The following is a 16,366-nucleotide window of genomic DNA, read 5'->3' on the forward strand; positions in this document are numbered from 1 at the left end:
ATTTTATGACAAGATTCGTAAAATTATGGATAAGTTGCTCCCATCGGCCAGAAATAACAAAATTTGATTATATAAGAACAATTTTTGACGCCCAAATACATCGCTAATAGCTTGACTTCCCTGTAGTTTTTACTAACTTCACCGCCCATTAAAAAAATTTAAGGATGAAGATACTCCTTCTTGGTAGTGGCGGTAGAGAGCATGCACTCGCCTGGAATATCAAACTGCGTGGTAATGATGCGCATGAGTTATTTATTGCCCCCGGCAATCCAGGTACAGCCCAATGCGGCACTAATATAGCGCTGGCAATTACTGATTTTGAGGCGATTGGAGATTTTTGTCTGAAAAATGGAATAGAAATGGTAATCGCCGGACCGGAAGAGCCATTGGTGAAAGGCGCCTGGGACCATTTTCAACAGGATAGCCTGAAGCATATCCACTTTATCGGTCCCTCGCAATACGGCGCCCAGCTGGAAGGCAGTAAATCATTTGCCAAAGCTTTTATGCAGCGCCATCAGATCCCCACGGCCGCTTACCGGGAATTTACCAGTGAGCAGTTCGAAGAAGGACTTCAATACCTGCAACAACACAGCCTGCCGATCGTCCTGAAAGCAGACGGACTGGCCGCAGGCAAAGGAGTGGTCATCTGCAATTCGGCCGACGAAGCCATTATTGAATTTGAAGAAATGCTGGTAAATGCCAAATTCGGAGAAGCCAGTAAGACTGTAGTCGTGGAGCAATTTCTTTCTGGTATTGAACTCAGTGTTTTCGTGCTGACAGACGGGAGAGATTATCTCATCCTTCCGGAAGCCAAAGATTATAAACGTATCGGCGAAAAAGATACCGGTTTGAATACCGGTGGTATGGGTGCGGTGAGCCCGGTACCTTTTGCAGACAGTACTTTTATGCAGCAGGTGGAAGAACAGATCATTCAACCGACTGTAAATGGATTGAACACCGAAGGAATAGATTATACAGGGTTCATATTTATCGGCCTGATTAAAGTCAATGACGCGCCCTATGTCATTGAGTACAATTGCCGTATGGGCGATCCTGAAACTGAAGTAGTCATGCCCCGACTTCTGAATAATATTGCAGACCTCTGTCTGGCAGCGGCAAAAAATGATTTGAAAAGCCAGCAAATCGCAACCGATCCGCTTGCGGCGGCTACAGTCGTTGCAGTAAGTGGCGGTTATCCAGGCGCTTTTGAAAAAGGATTTAAAATCCTGCTGCCCGAGCCCGCCCCCGACGAAAAATCTACCATCATCTTTCAGGCCGGTACACGCCAGGACGGCGCGGCACTTTTAACGAATGGCGGGCGGGTCCTCTGTGTCAGTTCCTACGGCACTAGTATTCAGCAGGCTGTAACCCAGTCCAGGTCCATTCTGAATTCGATCCAATTTGATGAAATGTATTACAGGAAGGATATCGGCTGGGAATTTCCGGATTAACTCAGGATCTCCGATAGCGTAACTTTTTCTTCCGACAGGCCGATTGCTGTATGCCTTCACCGCAGGTTTCGGGAAACGATTCGTAAATTTAGGCTTAAATACACGTTTATGAAGCCTCCATTTATAGTTTGCTGTACGTTGTTTTTGTGCCTACCGCTGTTAATCCTCGCCCAGGCCCGGGAACCCGACCAGGCGGCAAAGGAAAAACTGGCCGCAGGGCCCGACGTTACCGTTCAGACGACGGTGGGCCCACTGACACTGCCGCCTCCATATAAAACCACTGTAGCCCGTAAAAATAGCCGGGTTATTGGCTGGCCGGACACAAAGGCGCCAAAAGCTCCCGAGGGATTTACCGTCAGCAGTTTCGCAGAAGGTCTCAGTAATCCGCGTTGGACTTATATTGGCAATAACGGCGATTATTTCGTAGCCGAGTCGGGGACCCGAAAATCTGCCAATCAAATCAAATTACTAAGAGACCGGAATGGCGACGGCATCATTGATGAGCAACATATTTTTATCAAAGACCTGAATCGTCCTTTTGGAATGCTGATATTAGATGGCTATTTTTTTATCGGCAATACCGACGGCATCTACCGCTATCCCTATAAAAAAGGCATGACAGCATTGGAAGGTAGCGGTGAGAAAATTATTACCCTGTATGCAGGCGGCTATAACAATCACTGGACCCGCAATATCATCAGCAGTGAAAAAGGGGATAAAATATACGTCACAGTAGGCTCCGCCAGTAATGCAGGGGAGCACGACATGGAAGCAGAAAAAGGCAGGGCATTAATTTTTGAAGCCAACCCGGACGGCAGCGATCTGAAGATTTATGCCAGCGGCCTGCGAAATCCCGTGGGACTGGCATTCAACCCGGTCACCCATGAGTTGTGGACTGCCGTGAACGAAAGAGATAATATTGGCGACGAACTGGTCCCCGACTACGCGACCAGCGTCAAAAGAGACGGATGGTATGGCTGGCCATTCAGCTATTATGGCGCAAATAAAGATCCCAGGTGGCAAGCCGATCCCCATGAAGACCTGGTTAAAAAAGCGATCGTACCTGATGTACCGCTGGGACCGCACACCGCCTCCCTGGGGCTTTGCTTCTATACCGGAGATCATTTTGGTTCCGAATATAAGAATGGGGCTTTCGTCGGGCAGCACGGTTCCTGGAACCGGTCAGAACTATCCGGCTATAAAGTGGTTTTTATCCCTTTTAAGAATGGCCGGCCCCAGGCTGCCAGAGATTTTCTAACCGGATTTATTGCTGATGAGCCTGCAGCAGAAGTATACGGTAGACCTGTAGGAGTAACGGTAACGACCGATGGCGCCTTACTGGTCAATGATGACGCTGGAGGAATTATCTGGAAAGTGACAGCTGATCGATAAAAGTTATTAAGTGTTTAAATTTCTGACTTTGGAAGTCAGCAAAAAACATCCTTCATAAGAGAAGAATAATCCGAAATACGGGTAATGTTAACGCCCGGTAAATGGATTGCGTTCTCCTTCTTCAATAGCAATGAATTAAAACAAAAAGAGTCCCTCAGGACTCAATAAAATTCGGGATGTAGTAAAACTCTGGAATTTGTAAGTTTCGAAATTGATACTCTTAGGCCTTAATCAATTTCCAGTAAGCTGTGATGATTCGCCTGATGAGGCCTACCGAATGAAAGGACTATTCCGCAGCATTTACATTGACAGCGGCCAGGCCTTTGGGGCCTTTTTGCACATCGAAGGTGACTTTTAAGTTTTCCTGAAGGGCAACAGCTGCATCACTGAAATGCACGAATATACTTTCTTGTGTATTAACGTCCTTAATGAATCCATAGCCTTTATTGCCATCAAAAAATGTAACCACTCCCTTACGGACCTGTTCTTCTGACTGTTGATCACGGCTATTGCCCACGACAGGAGGAATATCGTCAATGGACGTAGGTTTTTTCACAGGTGGGGTATCTGACAGGTTGCCAAACTCATCAACATAGGCAATCATATCATCGAGACTTTTCGCTTTGGAGGGGTTCTCCTTACGTTCCTGCCTTTTTTCTTCTTTTCTTTTTTTAGCGTTTCTTTTTTTCTGTTCTCTTTCTCTTTTATTCCAGGTTTCTCCCATTAAATAAATTTAGATTTTAAATTGATAAATAGTACTCCGGGCTACTGTGCCGCGTGACTAAGTCGCGTAAATGCCGCACCATTGAACAGGCGCGAGACATTTACATCTTTCGACTTTTCCCAGGATGGCAGGTTTCTGATATTGACCACCCTCCAAAAATTTTTCGCCCTGAGTTCATCATAATCATTCATCACAATAAAGACACCCGTCACAGTAGAACGGTCTTTAAAATGTATGTTCACTGCGGGACTTTTTTTATTGTTGGAGCTTATAAATCTTTCTATCGAAGCTGCATCCATGAGTTCTAATTTTGTGGCTTTAAAGCCGGTTGATTACCATCTGTTTGAATAGCTGCCCTTTTCTTCTCTCGGGCGTGCTTCCATTACTTTAATGGAACGGCCGTCCTGCATGGTTCCGTTCAGTTCACGGATTGCTTTGAGTGCCGCATCTTCATCAGACATTTCCACAAATCCAAAGCCTTTGCTTTGACGGGTGAATTTATCGGTGATTACCCTTGCTGTATCAACGGTACCGTAAGTGGAAAATAAATCTGTAAGATCCTCAGTAGTAAAACTGTACCCAAGATTGGACACGTAAATGTTCATTTTAATGTATTTAAAATTTTGTAAAACGATTTGAGAAAGGCAAACTGTAATACTAACAGGTAAAGCGTATGTGCTTACAATAGAGCGGTTACTCAAACTAACGCTGCAAAGATAGGCTAATTCCGCCAAATTACTGCTTTTTCGGTCTTCTGATCGGAACAGGTTAACAAAATTATTTATGTGAACTCGCCCAAAATTCCTACATTAGTGTACTTACATGAGCAAAAACCCCGCTTTTCTCCTGCGATTATTGCCGGTATCGGAAGGGAATAAACAACTTAAATTATGAAAGTATTAGATCATTTAACGGACCCCGTATATAACAATCAATACAAAAAAGGATGGTATGATAAGTTATGGATGCGTTTTATGAAAGATGAGCGGGACCTGCCTTTTATTCATTTGCTAACACTAATACATCTCACTATCGTTCCCGTAGCGATCCTGTTATTTACATCGGTACTGACCGGATGGATCTGGTGGGTTGTAGCCATTGTCTATTTTTATTTTGCCCAGTTCTATTTCAAGGGGAGATTTGGACTGATGTTTCATTGTTTCTGCCACCGCAAAACCTTAAAAGCTGCCTATCAACAAAAATTCCATTCTTATGTCACCTGGATACTCTGTCCCCTCTTTGGCCATGCACCGGAAGGGTATTTCAGTCACCATATGGGCATGCACCATGTGGAAAATAATACAGAGGAAGATTCCAGTTCAACGATGTACTATCAGCGGGACAGTTTCCAGAGTTTCCTGGCATACTTTTTCAACTTTATTCTGCTGGGTTTTAAAGAAACTTTTGAATATCTGTATAAACGAAAAAGGAAAAAACTCTATACCAACCTGACATTGGGAGAATGGATATATATATTTTTCTGTATTGGCATGTGTTTCGTCAACCTCAAAGCCACGCTGGTCGTCTTTGCCATTCCACTGGTATTTGCGCGCTTTGTGATGATGTTGGGTAATTGGACACAGCACTCCTTTATTGACAGGAGCAACCCCGATAATATCTATACCAACTCCATCAACTGTATTAATACCAAATACAATCATGTTTGCTGGAATGATGGTTATCATATCATCCATCACCTGAGACCCGGTATGCATTACACTGAGATGCCTGGCGAATTCTGGAAAAGAAAAGACGAGTTTGCGGAGAAGAAAGCCATCGTTTTTGACGGCATTCATTATCTCCATGTCTTTTTTTTCCTAATGACCAAGCAGTACGACAAGCTGGCGGATAATCTGGTGAATATTAACAACATGTTTAATAGCCGCGAGGAAGCGATTGTACTGATGCAGGAACGAACCCGCAGATGCGCGCGCCCCTAATCTGTCTGGTGTTCGCTGCCATGTCGGTCAGGTAATATATTCCAATATATCTCCGGGTTGACAATCCAATGCCTTACAAATTGCGTTCAGGGTTTCAATGCGGATGGCCCTGGCCTTACCGTTTTTCAGAATAGACAGGTTAGAAAGCGTGATACCTACCTTATCACTCAACTCATTGAGGGACATTTTACGCTTCGCCATCATTACATCCAAATTTACTATGATCGCCATACTATACGGTTAATTCGCTTTCAGCCTGAAGTTCCATACCTCTTTTAAACACCTGTGCTATCACAAACAGAATAACAGCCATGAAAATCCATACATGTGCCCCGTCCAGTTCTAAGGCGGCCGGATCCGGAATCGGGATTTTTTTATCCGTTAACCAACGGGCATAATCGACACCGTACTTTGAAAAAAGTCCGATTAAAAGTGCCAGCACGGCACCCAGTAAGGTAAAACGCTGCACCTGTTTGCTGAAAGGGCGGCTTAAACTGAGTTGTTTGTCGCTAATCAGCCGAATAATCAGGTAGAACAGGCAGGCCTTTAAAACGGTGACAATACTGATGATGGCGACCAATGCGGTAAAATGACCATGATCATAATTAAAAAGGACGGTCAGGTCATTCCATTTATAGAGTCGATCCACTGACTCCGGCATCACCAGCCAAACTATACTGCTTACGATAATGGCGCCCGCCTGAACACATAAGGCGACAAAAAGGATCCAGGCAAGGATATTCAGCAGGAGCAAAATAGTCTTTGTTTTCATCTCTTCAATTTTAGTTGGACAAACAGGACCGGACAGCGTTCTGGTCAACCTATGTGCGCCGCGAGGTCAGGAAAACAAAGTAAATAAGAAATTATTAAATAACAAAATATATTTATCGAATTACAATAAATATATTTTGTAAAATAGCAAATATCAGTCTCGGGTTTCTTATTCGATCTCCAACAGCCAGCCTTTCCCCGGCAACACCGGGATCCTCTCACCGGGCTGAAAAATCCTGGCTTCCTGAAAATTCCGGATAGCAGGTGCTGTAATTTTCGCTTGCGCCGGATCGATACCCAGCGCCTTCCAGTCGATTTTCAACTCGATGTCGGTGACGCCGGGTGCCCAGCTGGCCAGTGCCACCATCGTTTTCGCTTTCTTCTTGTACACAGTGGCCAATACGCCAGGATCGCTGGTCGTTACAGGGCAACGCGAACTCCAGTAACCGATCATTTCAGCACCCTGTATGCCAAATGTATCCCAGGCCTTCCATAAGGGGCGCGGGTCGGCATTGTCGCTCCAGGGCATCCGGTTGGTCATGCCGTAGATCATGCCCCGCCAGGCATTCCCGCCGTCCTGAAGCATCTCTCCCATGAGGCCGAACGGAATCCCGCTGACTTCCGTCAGGAAAAAATCGGGACCATTCTTTTCATAATCAAAATATTCTCCGAACCATAACCGGTTCAGATAGGGAAAATGCTCCATATAGAGGTTGGCGCTATTATTGAAACCATCGCGTTCATTGTACTGGTTGGCCGAGTGCAGGTCGATAATTCCAGGATGGCCATTGCGGGTCAATACCCGCTTAATTCTCTTCATCGTTACCCGGTCGAAAGCCACATCGTCCAGATAAATGCCATCGATACCGACATGCTCCACCAGCCAGTTCATGCCTTCGACATAGTAGTTGTGCCACCGATTCATGCCACTGTTAACAATAGCGGCATCCTTAATTCCTGGTACAAACCAGGCGGCAATATAATCATTGCCGAGATGTTCCTGCAGCCAGCTGAAGCCTCCCCCCGGCCCCGGAGAGTAGACCTCATGGCCCAGGCTTCTCAGAGGAAAAGTCTCATAGGCACGGTTCGAGAGTTCCCGAACGGTATTATATATTTTTACCTTAAGTCCCAAACTGTGGGCTGAATCAATATAGGCTTTCATTTTTTTGTACTCGATAAAAGGATAATTGATCCAGGGGTTGATGGGGGTGGCATGATGAATATTGACCAGTGTGGCACCTGTTTTCCTGATGGTTTCGGGTCTGTCATATTTATGATAAAAGCGATTCGCCCACTGGAAGTCCGTATCGATCGGATGGAAGGGCGTGATCAACAGATTGAAATTATAATAAAGTGTATCGCCTTTTTTCATTTCCCTGCTACCGCTGTAGCTATTCACAAGAATCGCCGTTCCCTTCTGAAAAATATCAATTCCACCCTTATGGTCATTGCCCCAGGAAGCGGGCAACAACAAAGGCTTCTGCAGATAAAAATTGGTATTCAGTGGTCTGACATATTTTTCATCCCGCAGTGAAAACTGCATGCCTCCGTTGACGGCTCCGATCCAGGCTCCATCCTGATTCTTATGTGCTACATCCCATTTCCAGTGTACGGTGTCGGGACGGATGCCCCCCTTGGCGCCGAGGCCCATCATATAAGTCGCCGCCGCTGGTTGAAAAGGGATATGCATGCGGATATCCTGAATGGCGATATCCTGAAGCGCTGTCAGCATAACATTATAATGCATAAATCCATCAAACTCCAATGTCCCGAGCACTTCCATCCGCAGACTTTCTGACTGGTTAATCGCCTTCCATTGCACAGTACCTGGTTCCTGTCTGATAAACTCGGGTCGACCCTGTTGCCAGGAAAGGTCCTTACCGTCAATTGCAGCACTGACATGAAAATGAATAGGTTCCGTCAGCAAATCTTTGGGCTGCTCAGTGTAACCTGTCATTTCCTGCGTAAAAAAAGTCTGCACCTGGGAAGGAAACCCACCATCTGCCAAGATAAGCTTTCGGCCCAAAAGTTTGATATTGTTGCCATCAACCTTCAATGGCGTATAGGGTGCAATCACTTCATTTTTCTGTGCCATTGTCGAATTCAACCAGTGCAACCGGGTCTGAAGCTCCGGATGGCTGATACCACCGTCCTGTAGCCTTCGATTATCAACCCTTAGTTTCACAGAGACGGTGACCGGTCGCTGCCCCTTCGCCCTCACGGTAGCCGTACCGGTATAGTCGCCTGTCGTTGCTGTTTCCGGAATGCGCAGGCTGCACCAGAGGGCTTGTACATTGCCAGCGGGTACTTTGAGGCGCTGGTGAAACGACTTCCCATCATAAGTAATGCCCTCCGTATTGATACAACTGATCGCATCAGCTGATATGATCTTTTCTCCCAGGACAAGATCGGAAAACTGCACCTCAACATCGGTAAGGTCTTTCAGGGCATAGACACCCAACTGAAATGTATAGAATTCTCCCTTTGAAGCGTTGCCCTCAAAAAATCCGGATCGCTGGTACATCCAACGTTGGGGCAAATCGGCTTTCATAATAATGGGCCGGGACCGGTCTTCAGGAAAAACGATGAATCCGGCATCAGCAAATTGCTTTTCCAACTCCCTGCGTTCCGCCTGGGTAGCAATCACTTCCATCGGATAAAAACTATTGAAGCTGTCAATAACTTCGAAAGCAGTTACCCGGGCATTGACAGGTGCGCTGGTGTTCAGCGTACGTATCCAGTCAGGAGCGGCAGTGGTATCAGGCCGCAGATAGACGCCCTTGGGGTAATTGCTGCGCCCTTCGTTCTTGTACAATAAATAATACACATAGTAAGTACCCCTGCCTGAAACCGGCTCAAAGAAGATGTGCGCCTGTTCCCGGTTGATTTCAGTTACGCTACAGTTGAGCACCCGCTTCCCGGTCTGACCATCTATTACCACTACCCGCTTTTGATCTACATGCGCATCGGGTCTTCTCCAGGGAAGCAATACATGTGCCATTTTATCCTTACCATCGAACTGAAGAACAGCCCGGTGATTGCCCAATTGATCAGGCTCCCAGCAACGCTCACAGGTTTTATATGGTATCATTTGAGCCTGTAAGAAGTTGCTAAATGTCAATAGCAGCAAAAGCGGCAGTATTTTCATACTTATGTTTTTTAAATATCAGCGACAGATGTCACAGAAAAGGAAGGTCACCATCCCCTGCAACACCTGTTGAAAAAATATTCATCCTGGCAGCAAGGAACTTTCGGTCGCTCACAGCCATTGCGGATCCGGACTAAAATTAAGTGAAGCGAACTGAGTTTTTCCGCGCAAACGGTTGCGCCTTTCCTCCTGTGGAATACAACCCTCCCATCAAAAACCAGAAAAGCCGGAATAAATCCGGCTTTTCCCATTTTGAAATAAACTATTATTATGCCGCATCTTTAATCGGAGCATCCGGTGCGTTATTTTTCACCGATGCAATTCCATTGTCTCGCGAAGCTTCGGTTTCATACATTTCGCTGGTGCCGATAATCTGACCATTTGCCGCTTTCAGATTAAAATAAAATTTGCCGTTTTTGGCGGTCAACTTTTCATATCGACTATCATCTGCTGCGTTCGTTTTTACAGAAGCAATGCCGTTTTCGCAGGCGGCCCGACTGCTGTATCCTTCACTACTGAGGATAATTTCGCCATTACCTGCTTTGAGGTTAAATTGTGTTTCCCCATTTTTTCTGGTTGAAATTACAAATGTTCCCATATTATTTAAATTTTCCTAAAGATGGGGAAAAACAGGTAAAAACGAAAACTTTCCAGTGAAAAATGTGGTTAAAGCCCCAATACCTCTTTTAATTTACCATAACCACTGCGGCTTACATTTATTTTGGTTCCATTTTTTAAAATGGCAACATGACCATCCTTCTCGTAGGGATCAATTCGGGTAATTTCCTGAATATTTACGATAAAAGATCGGTGACTGCGAACAAACATATCGGCTGGCAGAAAGGATTCAAAAAAAGACATGGTCTTATTTTTCAGAAAATAGCCTTCTTTGGTAAAGATCTTTACAAAGTCATCTGCCGCCTCCAGATAAAGTACTTCCTGTACCGGTATAATCTTGATCTTACTACCATTTTTAACAACAATGCGGTTATTACTGCCCTGCAACTTTGTATCATTTAGAAGTTCCTTTGTGGGGGAACTCGTTTCGGGGTTCCTGGCAACAAATTTGGCAACCGCTTTGTCGAATCGATCCTGATCAAAAGGTTTCAGCAGATAGTCAACGGCATGGGCTTCAAATGCTTTTATGGCATACTCATCAAAAGCAGTGGCGAAGATGACTGACGGTGGGTCTTCCACCAGTTCCAACATTTCAAAACCGCTGATTTTAGGCATCTGAATATCCAGAAATATAAGATCCGGCTGGAACTCCTGTATCGCTTTCAGACCCTCAAAACCATCGTTGCATTCGGCGACTACTTCCAGTTGCGGGTGTTTCCTGAGGTACTCCTTTACCATGGATCTGGCCAGGAATTCGTCATCAATAATTATTACTTTGCTCATTGAGGTATCTTTATGATGGTTTCAAAAATTCTGTTTTCTGCATGAATGGCTAAGAGGTCATTCCGGGCAAAAAGCAAATATAAACGCCTTTTTATGGAAGACAAGCCAAAACCAGTTCCGGTTTTCGGCATGGAAGTCTCCGGATCGAACGGATTCTTCACACGAATCAGTAATTGTTGTTGCTGCAGTTCACAATCTATGGAAATCAAAGTAGATCCGGTGGTATCATATAAGCCAAACTTGATGGCATTCTCGACCACAGGCTGCAGCAAAAGTGTCGGAAGCATTGCCTGTTCGGCACCCTGCGCAATTGTGATACGGGTTTGCAAACGGTTACCGAATCGCACTTTCTCAATTTCGAGATAAAGGTTCAGATAACTGAGTTCCTCATCCAGGGTCACCATCTGAGATTCTTCTTTCTTCAGGGTCCCCCTTAAGAAATCAGACAACTGCTGAACCATTTTTCGCGCCTGCGCCGGATCCAGACCGATCAGGGCATTGATGGAGTTCAGGCTATTGAAAAGAAAATGAGGCTGTAGCTGTTGCCGTAACTTAAAGAGTTCCGCCTCCCGGGATAGGGCTTCCACATCCTTATTTCTTTGTAGTTCCTTCTGACGTTGCTGCCAATTGCTCCACAGAATTGCTGCGGTCGTTATGATAGTCAGTAACAGGACCGCGAAAGAAAACCGGATTACCAGCGAGTTCTTCAGAAAATATAAATAGGCTTGATTGTCACCGTAAATAATTTTCAAAAAAGTATTGGATACAAAAAGCCAGAGCGCCGCAAGTACCAGTGAAGACATAATAATCCCCACGAACAGATAGGACGTTGGCAGGTAATACCGGGAAATCGTCAACACCAGCAGGCCTGCCAGTAGTAACAGGGTGATGCTAATCAGGCTGTCACCAGCAACAATCGTGGCAGGAAAGCTCAGCCAGTTCAGCACATAGACCTCTACACCGACCAGAACAACCCATCCGATGATCAGGGAAATAATAAATCTTTTCGCGGATAATGGTGACGCCATGCAGTCGTTAAATAATACCAGGGTTTAGATTGAAAACTGATCTTCGACGCGAACTCAACAAACAGCCGGGATCTTCGATATCCTATCCCGGTCACTATCAGATTAGAAACTTTTAATATCGATGCCTCCGAAAACTACGGTACCTTTTATCATCAGCACTTTATCATTTTCAGGGTTGTTCCGCAATACACGTTTGTCTTTTACTTCCCCGAGTATGGCTACTGCTTCAGAAATAACGTTCCAGTGAGATGGGACAATTAGCGTCGATCCGCCAAAAAGGGCGGTTACGTCCAGTACCGCAGTACCCTGGATATCGGCCTGGGTCAGATCAATCGAACTGCCTCCAAATATATTGGTCATATCCCCCCCTTTAAAGTTCTTCGAATACACTTTCTTTTTGGTACCACCGAAAATTGAGGTGGTATCAATATAATCCTGGCCGGAAGCGCCGCCTTCATCAAATTGAATAATATGTCGGGAGCCCTTGGGCCGAAAAATAAAAAACAAACCAGAGCCAATCAGGATGATGGGTACGACAAATCTTCTCAGCTGCCCGAATACAAAATATTCGTTGATCATGGGAATAGCGCCCACAAGAATCAGAATCATCCATCCTACTCCTTCAAAACTCTTCCGGATCCCGACGAAAATTCCCAGTGCGATTAATAGCATCTGCCAGGAAAATATAAAATCAGGCAGATCTACGCCCATTTTTCTGAGCAGGTACACAATGCCTACGACCAGTAAAAATCCGCCGATCCACACATGACTCTGAGAAGACCGAGGCCGGAAGTTCTGGTCGGGTTCCGGCTGGTTGTACATTTCCGTTTTATAGGGATTGTTTTCAGTCATTTTTCCAAAATTTTAGTAAAAATAGGAAGCCCAAATTGGTATTACAACAGATTTATTGCATATAAACTTAATATATCGGTAAACAGCGGACTTGACTCGGTCAATAACCACAGCCCAAATACCGGAATCCCGCTTTCGGGCCGTTTAATCTGTCAATCCGTTGGTACAAATGCGAATTTTATGCCATCAAAAAGACCTTTATCGCTCATTTTCAACGCCGGTATTACCAGCAGGGCCATAAAAGACAGTGTCATAAACGGCGATGGCAGGGAGGAACCCATTTCCCGCGCCATTTGGTCTATTTCCGTATATAAGGCCGCCGTTTGATATCCATCCGCATTGGTCATTATGCCTCCCACAGGAAGCGGCAGAATTAGTTGAGCACGGTTATTTACAGCACTGATGCCCCCTTTTTCACGAATGATCAGGTTGGCGGCCGCAGCCATCGACTGGTCGTCAGCACCCACCACCACGATATTATGACTGTCGTGTGCCACCGAGGAAGCCAGCGCCCCGGAGGACAGGCCCATATTCCGGATAAAACCACAGGCCACCGGGGCATTCTGATACCGGTTGATAACAGCAATTTTCAGGATATCCTGATCTGTATCTGCGACAATTTCATTATTCGACACCCTGGGAGGGCAATCCAGTCGATTGGTAATCAATTGTCCTTCAAGGGCTTCAATGACCGGGATGGTCACCTGACCCTTAAAAGGCACTGCAAAATCGATGGCCTGCTTTGGGTTTGTCTTGAAATGATTGATCAGATTTGCAGGAGTCGTATCGATCAAAGACCGGCCCGATACAGCGACTTGCCGACCATCGATATAAGTCGCTTCCACCTCAAAGTCCCTGAGATCCTTTACCTGAATAAAATCCGCCGGGTCCCCGGGTTGCAATAAACCGACATCCAGCTTATAATGGAGGACCGGATTAATACAGGCCGCCTGAAGTACTTTATACACATCAATCCCCCGGGCAACGGCCCGTGCACAAAGCTGGTTGATATGGCCCACCATGAGGCTGTCGGGGTGCTTATCATCACTGCAGAACATCATCCGCGGAGCATGGTCCGGAAGCAAATCGATCAGCGCTTCAAAATTCTTGGCGGCACTACCTTCCCGGATCAAAATCTTCATGCCTGCGTCCAGTTTATCTATGGCCTCCTGGCGGGTAAAACATTCATGATCGGTGGCCTGAGGTTCTCCCAAAGCCGGATTCAAAGCGGCGGCATATTTTTGGGCATCTGCTCCCCGGAGTCCTGGCGCATGGCCGTCCACAGGCTTACCCAGATCATGGGCCGCCTTAATTTTCGCCATTACTTCTTTATCACCGCTGAGCACACCCGGGAAATTCATCATTTCAGCCAGGTACCTGATCTCATCCCGGGCCAGCAATTGTTTGATATCATCCACCGTAATGCGACCGCCAGCTGTCTCAAACGCCGTAGCCGGTACACAGCTTGGGGCGCCGAAATTAAATTTGAAAGGTACTGAACGGCCATTTTCAATCATATACTCCACGCCGGCCACCCCACATACATTGGCAATTTCATGAGGGTCACTGATGGTAGCGACCGTGCCATGAACAACGGCCAGCCTAGCGAATTCTGAGGGAACCAGCATACTGCTTTCGATATGGACATGACTGTCCACAAAACCCGGCAGGATATAACTTTCATATTGTTGATGTGTCATCGGGACCAGTTCCACGATTCTGCCTGCTTCGACCCGAATTTTACCCGGATAGATTTTCCGGGCCTGAATGTCAACAATATTACCTTCGATCTCCATGGGATAAACTTACAGGTTTTTTCCCGTGCCGGGAAATTAAAACCGGGGATGGCTATTTGTTAAAAAATAGAATCTTAACCTATATTAATGGTGGCAGTGGAACTTTGACTGAACTTTGTACTATCAATTAAAAATAAAAAAATAAATATGGCACAAACCTGGAATCTCGACCTTGCGCATAGTGAACTTTTGTTCTCAGTAAGGCATTTAATGATCAGTAACGTCAAAGGACAATTTGTAGATTTTAATGCGACCATTACAGCTGCCGCAGATGGATTTGAAAATGCTACGGTGCAAGCCACCATTGCAACCAACTCCGTCAATACCAAGAGCGCTGACAGGGATACGCATTTAAAAAGCGCAGATTTCTTCGATGCAGAACAGTTTCCCGAGATCAGCTTTACCGGCACCAAATTTACACCGGTTGGTGAAGGCAACTATGAGTTAACGGGAGATTTAACCATTAAAGGCAACACCCTTCCTCTTACGCTAAACGTGGAATACGGTGGAACCGTCAAGGATCCCTGGGGAAATGAAAAAGCAGGATTCTCCTTTTCGGGAAAATTAAACCGCAAGGATTTCGGACTGAACTGGAATGCCGCCCTGGAAACCGGTGGTGTTATGGTTAGTGATGATGTTAAATTGAGTGGAGAAGTACAATTCGCCAAACAAGCCTAAGTTACGATACAAATTCTCAGAGAACTCCTGCGATGGCAGGAGTTCTCTCAATCCTTCAATAAGTCAGGCCGACGTTGGCGGGTCCGCTCCAAAGCCTGTTCATAGCGCCAATCTTCAATTTTCTGGTGGTCCCCGCTCATCAGGACGTCCGGCACTTTCATACCCTTCCAGTCCACCGGTCGAGTATAGACGGGCGGCGCCAGTAAATTATCCTGAAAGGAATCTGTCAGCGCAGATGTTTCATTGCCCAGCACGCCGGGAATCAGTCTCCCGATCGCATCGACCAGTACGGCCGCAGCCAGTTCTCCGCCACTGAGGACATAATCACCCACAGAAATTTCCATCGTAACATATTGCTGGCGAATACGTTCATCGATGCCCTTGTAATGCCCGCAGATGATCAACAGGTTTTCTTTTAAGGAAAGCAGGTTCGCCGATTGCTGATTGAGGGCATTTCCGTCGGGTGTCATGTAAATAATGGCATCATAGCTGCGCTGCTGTTGCAGGGATTCGATGGCATTGGCCAAAGGTTCGCACATCATCACCATACCCGCGCCTCCCCCATATTGATAATCATCCACCTGTCCGTATTCATTCACCGCCCACTGTCTGAGCTGGTGTACAGCAATATGCAGCAGGCCCTTTTCCTGAGCCCTTTTCATGATACTATGTGAAAAAGGACTGATCAAAAGGTCGGGTTGTACACTCAGAATATCTATATGCATGTGACAAAATTAAGCAGCTGGGGAATCTGAATTTCAAAACCCCTCGGGATTAATCCGCTCCGTCCGTAAAATCTTCCAGGTCCCGACGTTGTTTCTTTGTGGGACGGCCTATTTTGCTGAGGCGTTTTCCTGTATGAAATGTCGCCGCCTGGTAGTCCAGCCGTTCCAGTTCTTCGGCCGGCGTGAGGTCCGCGTAATAATTTACTGCTTCGGAATATTTGAGTCGATTGTGTAACAGTCCGGTGACTTTTATGACCCATTTGCGCCCTTCGGTACGTACTTCATATACATCGCCTAAATGCACATTTTTACCAGGTTTAGCCGATTCTTCCTGATATTTCACCTTGTTATTATTACAGGCATCGGTAGCCAGCCGGCGTGTTTTAAACAGCCGGATTGACCATAAATACTTATCCAGTCTTAGCTTTTCCTTATCGCTCATCTTTTATTATTCAACAAT

The 16,366-nt window shown here is 45.8% G+C and carries 17 protein-coding genes; 4 read left to right on the forward strand and 13 right to left on the reverse strand.

Annotated features, from left to right (window positions below; genetic code table 11):
• Positions 1 to 164: 164 nt before the first annotated feature.
• Together purD and ACYVI9_RS01105 are read left to right on the forward strand one after the other, a co-directional pair.
• Positions 165 to 1,451, forward strand: a complete 1,287-nt coding sequence (gene purD / locus ACYVI9_RS01100; RefSeq protein ID WP_460759488.1) for a phosphoribosylamine--glycine ligase — start codon at positions 165 to 167, stop codon at positions 1,449 to 1,451.
• Positions 1,452 to 1,559: 108 nt separating this feature from the next.
• On the forward strand, positions 1,560 to 2,843 hold the full coding sequence (locus ACYVI9_RS01105; protein ID WP_460759491.1) for a PQQ-dependent sugar dehydrogenase: 1,284 nt from the start codon (positions 1,560 to 1,562) through the stop codon (positions 2,841 to 2,843).
• A gap of 286 nt (positions 2,844 to 3,129) precedes the next feature.
• Here the strand turns inward: ACYVI9_RS01105 and ACYVI9_RS01110 are convergent, their stop codons facing one another.
• The 3 genes from ACYVI9_RS01110 to ACYVI9_RS01120 all read right to left on the reverse strand — a co-directional run bounded on the left by ACYVI9_RS01110 (position 3,130) and on the right by ACYVI9_RS01120 (position 4,172).
• Positions 3,130 to 3,567: a cold-shock protein gene (locus ACYVI9_RS01110; protein WP_460759494.1), complete on the reverse strand. Its 438-nt coding sequence runs from the start codon at positions 3,565 to 3,567 to the stop codon at positions 3,130 to 3,132.
• Positions 3,568 to 3,608: 41 nt separating this feature from the next.
• The gene (locus ACYVI9_RS01115; protein ID WP_460759496.1) at positions 3,609 to 3,809 is read right to left on the reverse strand and encodes a short-chain dehydrogenase; all 201 of its coding nucleotides are present in this window, start codon (positions 3,807 to 3,809) and stop codon (positions 3,609 to 3,611) included.
• 90 nt (positions 3,810 to 3,899) lie between these two features.
• Positions 3,900 to 4,172, reverse strand: coding sequence for an RNA recognition motif domain-containing protein (locus ACYVI9_RS01120; protein ID WP_460759499.1), 273 nt, complete (start codon positions 4,170 to 4,172; stop codon positions 3,900 to 3,902).
• Between the two features lie 285 nt (positions 4,173 to 4,457).
• Between ACYVI9_RS01120 and ACYVI9_RS01125 the strand changes: the two genes are divergently transcribed.
• Positions 4,458 to 5,507 carry a fatty acid desaturase family protein gene (locus tag ACYVI9_RS01125; protein ID WP_460759502.1) on the forward strand — a complete coding sequence of 350 codons (1,050 nt, stop codon included), beginning with the start codon at positions 4,458 to 4,460 and terminating at the stop codon, positions 5,505 to 5,507.
• A 27-nt stretch (positions 5,508 to 5,534) separates the two neighbouring features.
• On the opposite strand, the gene ACYVI9_RS01130 is transcribed toward ACYVI9_RS01125, so the two are convergent.
• From ACYVI9_RS01130 to ade, 8 genes are all read right to left on the reverse strand, one after another.
• A complete protein-coding gene (locus ACYVI9_RS01130) occupies positions 5,535 to 5,711 on the reverse strand; it encodes a helix-turn-helix domain-containing protein (RefSeq protein ID WP_460759505.1) in 177 nt (58 codons plus the stop codon).
• A gap of 28 nt (positions 5,712 to 5,739) precedes the next feature.
• Positions 5,740 to 6,279, reverse strand: a complete 540-nt coding sequence (locus tag ACYVI9_RS01135) for a hypothetical protein (protein ID WP_460759508.1) — start codon at positions 6,277 to 6,279, stop codon at positions 5,740 to 5,742.
• A 168-nt stretch (positions 6,280 to 6,447) separates the two neighbouring features.
• Positions 6,448 to 9,426, reverse strand: coding sequence for a glycoside hydrolase domain-containing protein (locus tag ACYVI9_RS01140; protein WP_460759510.1), 2,979 nt, complete (start codon positions 9,424 to 9,426; stop codon positions 6,448 to 6,450).
• A 268-nt stretch (positions 9,427 to 9,694) separates the two neighbouring features.
• Positions 9,695 to 10,024 (reverse strand): YegP family protein, encoded by a 330-nt coding sequence (locus ACYVI9_RS01145; protein ID WP_460759513.1) that lies wholly within the window; start codon positions 10,022 to 10,024, stop codon positions 9,695 to 9,697.
• 68 nt (positions 10,025 to 10,092) lie between these two features.
• A complete protein-coding gene (locus ACYVI9_RS01150) occupies positions 10,093 to 10,827 on the reverse strand; it encodes a LytR/AlgR family response regulator transcription factor (RefSeq protein WP_460759515.1) in 735 nt (244 codons plus the stop codon).
• Positions 10,824 to 11,855: a sensor histidine kinase gene (locus tag ACYVI9_RS01155; protein WP_460759518.1), complete on the reverse strand. Its 1,032-nt coding sequence runs from the start codon at positions 11,853 to 11,855 to the stop codon at positions 10,824 to 10,826. Before ACYVI9_RS01155 ends, ACYVI9_RS01150 begins: the two co-directional genes overlap by 4 nt.
• Positions 11,856 to 11,957: 102 nt before the next feature.
• A complete protein-coding gene (locus ACYVI9_RS01160) occupies positions 11,958 to 12,707 on the reverse strand; it encodes a LiaF transmembrane domain-containing protein (RefSeq protein WP_460759521.1) in 750 nt (249 codons plus the stop codon).
• A gap of 152 nt (positions 12,708 to 12,859) precedes the next feature.
• The gene (gene ade / locus ACYVI9_RS01165) at positions 12,860 to 14,503 is read right to left on the reverse strand and encodes an adenine deaminase (protein WP_460759524.1); all 1,644 of its coding nucleotides are present in this window, start codon (positions 14,501 to 14,503) and stop codon (positions 12,860 to 12,862) included.
• A gap of 147 nt (positions 14,504 to 14,650) precedes the next feature.
• Between ade and ACYVI9_RS01170 the strand changes: the two genes are divergently transcribed.
• Positions 14,651 to 15,181 (forward strand): YceI family protein, encoded by a 531-nt coding sequence (locus ACYVI9_RS01170; RefSeq protein ID WP_460759527.1) that lies wholly within the window; start codon positions 14,651 to 14,653, stop codon positions 15,179 to 15,181.
• Positions 15,182 to 15,228: 47 nt separating this feature from the next.
• Here ACYVI9_RS01170 and trmD read toward each other — a convergent pair whose 3' ends face one another.
• Positions 15,229 to 15,906, reverse strand: a complete 678-nt coding sequence (trmD, locus tag ACYVI9_RS01175) for a tRNA (guanosine(37)-N1)-methyltransferase TrmD (protein WP_460759530.1) — start codon at positions 15,904 to 15,906, stop codon at positions 15,229 to 15,231.
• A gap of 49 nt (positions 15,907 to 15,955) precedes the next feature.
• A complete protein-coding gene (locus ACYVI9_RS01180; RefSeq protein WP_460759533.1) occupies positions 15,956 to 16,348 on the reverse strand; it encodes an RNA-binding S4 domain-containing protein in 393 nt (130 codons plus the stop codon).
• Positions 16,349 to 16,366 lie beyond the last annotated feature (18 nt).

Source organism: Niabella terrae (genome assembly GCF_054783135.1).